The organism is Saccharomonospora iraqiensis subsp. iraqiensis (assembly GCF_000430445.1).
GTDB classification, from domain to species: domain Bacteria; phylum Actinomycetota; class Actinomycetes; order Mycobacteriales; family Pseudonocardiaceae; genus Saccharomonospora; species Saccharomonospora iraqiensis.
Genome location: NZ_KE387035.1, coordinates 31,002 through 33,688, shown reverse-complemented (window position 1 = coordinate 33,688; position 2,687 = coordinate 31,002). Strand labels below are relative to the sequence as shown.

At 73.7% G+C, this 2,687-nt stretch carries 3 protein-coding genes; all 3 read left to right on the top strand.

Features of this window, described 5'->3' with window-relative positions; genetic code table 11:
- Positions 1–27 precede the first annotated feature (27 nt).
- The 3 genes from ACTIR_RS0101045 to ACTIR_RS0101035 are packed head-to-tail and all read left to right on the top strand — an operon-like array spanning position 28 to position 2,580.
- Positions 28–1,650, top strand: coding sequence for an AMP-binding protein (locus tag ACTIR_RS0101045; protein WP_026452894.1), 1,623 nt, complete (start codon positions 28–30; stop codon positions 1,648–1,650).
- Positions 1,641–2,249 carry a TetR/AcrR family transcriptional regulator gene (locus ACTIR_RS0101040; RefSeq protein WP_026452893.1) on the top strand — a complete coding sequence of 203 codons (609 nt, stop codon included), beginning with the start codon at positions 1,641–1,643 and terminating at the stop codon, positions 2,247–2,249. Before ACTIR_RS0101045 ends, ACTIR_RS0101040 begins: the two co-directional genes overlap by 10 nt.
- The gene (locus ACTIR_RS0101035) at positions 2,242–2,580 is read left to right on the top strand and encodes a hypothetical protein (protein ID WP_019808896.1); all 339 of its coding nucleotides are present in this window, start codon (positions 2,242–2,244) and stop codon (positions 2,578–2,580) included. Before ACTIR_RS0101040 ends, ACTIR_RS0101035 begins: the two co-directional genes overlap by 8 nt.
- The last annotated feature ends 107 nt before the right edge of the window (positions 2,581–2,687 follow it).

The window sequence follows — 2,687 nt, the reverse complement described above, 5'->3', positions numbered from 1 at the left end:
CGGACGCCGGGCCCGGCGGAGGCGGCCGTGCGCGGCACGCCGGACGACCCCGACGACCTGGTCGGTCTCCTCGACCACGCGGCGTCCCGGTGGCCGGACCGCGAGGCGTGGGTGTTCGACGAGACCGGGCAACGGTTCACCTTCGCCGAGGTCGCCGCGCACACCGACGCGTTCGCCACCGCGCTGGCCGGGCTCGGGGTGGGCCGGGGCGACCGGGTGGCTGTGATGCTGCGCAACCGGCCGGAGTTCCCGCTGCTGTGGCTGGCCCTGGCCCGGCTGGGTGCCGTGCTGGTGCCGGTGAACACCCGGTACCGGGAGCTGGACGGGGAACACGTGCTCGCGCACTCCGGCGCGCGGCTGGCGGTGACCACCGACGAGTTCCGCGACCTGCTGGAGTCGATCGCCCCCGCGACCGCCGTGGAGCGGGTACTGACCGTCGACGACCTCGCCACGGGCACGGAGACCGCGGGCACGGGCACCGTGGGCACGGCGACCGGGGCCCCGTCCGGAGGCACGGGCGAGCTCCCGGCGAACATCCAGTACACCTCGGGCACCACCGGCGCCCCGAAGGGCTGTGTGCTGCCCCAGCGCTACTGGACGACGCTGGCGCGCGGGCTGGTCACCGACTTCCCGCACATCGGTGCCGACGACACGGTGCTCACCGCCCAGCCGTTCCACTACATCGATCCACAGTGGAACGTCGCGTTGGGACTGTACTCCGGGGCGCGGCTGGTCGTGCTGGACGGCTTCCACCCGTCGACCTTCTGGCACCGGGTCCGCGAGTACGGCGTGACCTGGTTCTACTGCCTCGGGCTGATGCCCACCCTGCTGCTGCGGATGCCGCCGGAACCCGACGACACCCGCCACCGCGTGCGGGCGGTCAGCGCGTCGGCGATCCCGGCGGAGCTGCACGCCGAACTCGAACGCCGCTGGGGCGTGCCGTGGTACGAGGCGTTCGGCATGACCGAGACCGGCTCGGACCTCCGCATGCCGCCGGACGAGCACGACGACTTCGTGGGCACGGGCTGCCTCGGCAGGCCCGCGCCGGGGCGGGAGGTGATGGTCGCCGACGGGCACGGCCGCCCGGTGCCCCGCGGGGAACAGGGCGAGCTGCTGCTGCGCGGGGTCGGGATGATGCACGGCTACCACGACGCCCCCGAGGCCACGGCCCGGGCGTTCCACGGCGGGTGGTTCCGCACCGGGGACCTCGCCACGATGGACGCCGACGGGCGCGTGTTCTTCGTCGGCCGCACCAAGGACATGATCCGCCGCAGCGGGGAGAACATCGCCGCCGAGGAGGTCGAGCGGGCGCTGTTGCGCCATCCCGGCGTGCGCGCCGCCGCCGTCGTCGGCGTCGACGACGAGCTGCGCGGCGAGGAGGTCAAGGCGTGGGTGGTCCCCGCCACCGGCACCGGTACCGGGCCCCGCGGCGCGGACGCCGCGAACACCGGGGAGACCACCCCCGACCCGGCCGAGCTGGCCGCGTTCTGCGCAGGCAAACTCGCCGCGTTCAAGGTGCCGCGCTACTGGGCGGTGGTGGACTCGCTCCCGATGACCGACTCCGAGCGGGTCGCCAAGGGGGCGCTGCGCACGGACGACGGTGACCCCGTCGCGGGGTGTTACGACAGCAGGGAGGGCCGGTGGCGGTAGACACCCGGGAGCGGGTCCACGAGGCGGCCGTGGAGTTGTTCGCCACCAGGGGCTTCCACGGCACCGGCATCCGGGACCTCGCCCGCGCGTCGGGCGTGTCCACCGCGAGTCTCTACCACTACATGGGCGCCAAGGAGGACCTGCTCGCCGGCATCATGCGGACGTGCCTGCGGGACCTGCTCGACGCGGCCACCGCCGTGGCCGACACCGTGGCCGACCCGCGCGAGCGGATCCGGCGGCTGGTGACCGGGCACGTCGACGCGCACGCCCGGATGCCGCGGGAGACCCGCATCGTCGACCACGAGCTGCACGCCCTGCCGCCGGAGGTGCGGGACGAGGTGGTGTCCCTGCGCGACGGGTACGAGCGCGTGTGGTCGGACACCATCGCCGAGGGGGTGGAGGCCGGTGTGTTCCGTACCGCACACCCGCACGTCACCCGGATCGCGCTGCTGCAGATGTGCACCGGGGTCGCGCACTGGTACTCGGCCGGGGGAAGCCTGTCGCTCGGTGACCTGGCCGGGGCCCACGCCGACATCGCTCTGCGTGTCCTGGGAGCTTGCCCTGCGCCCTCCGCTGAGGGACGCTCAGGGGGTGAGTGAGGAAATCATCCAGCTGGAACTCAACGATGCGGGTGTCTCCCCGGGGCTTCCGACGCCCTCGGACCCGCGGGACCAGGTACAGGACGTGCCCTATCGCCCGGTGGAGTTCCGCGACGACGATCTCCCGGCGGCGATGGAACGCTGCGCCGGGTGGCTCAAGCAGGCCCAGCGGTGGCTCGGTGAGCCGGTGGACGTGCTCGCCGTCCACCTCGACTACGACGAACGGGACGGCTACCCCTACTACGACCTGAAACTGTTGTGCAACGAGGAGGACCTGGCGGGCGTGCCGGTGGCCCTCCGCGAACGCGACGACGCACAGGCCGAGGGGTAGTCCGCCGGGCCCGACCGCAGAGAGGAACCGTACCGACGCCGGCGGTGTGGTGCCGCGGTATCGCCGCACCACACCGCCGGCACGCGCGGCACGCGCCGGTGTCCCGG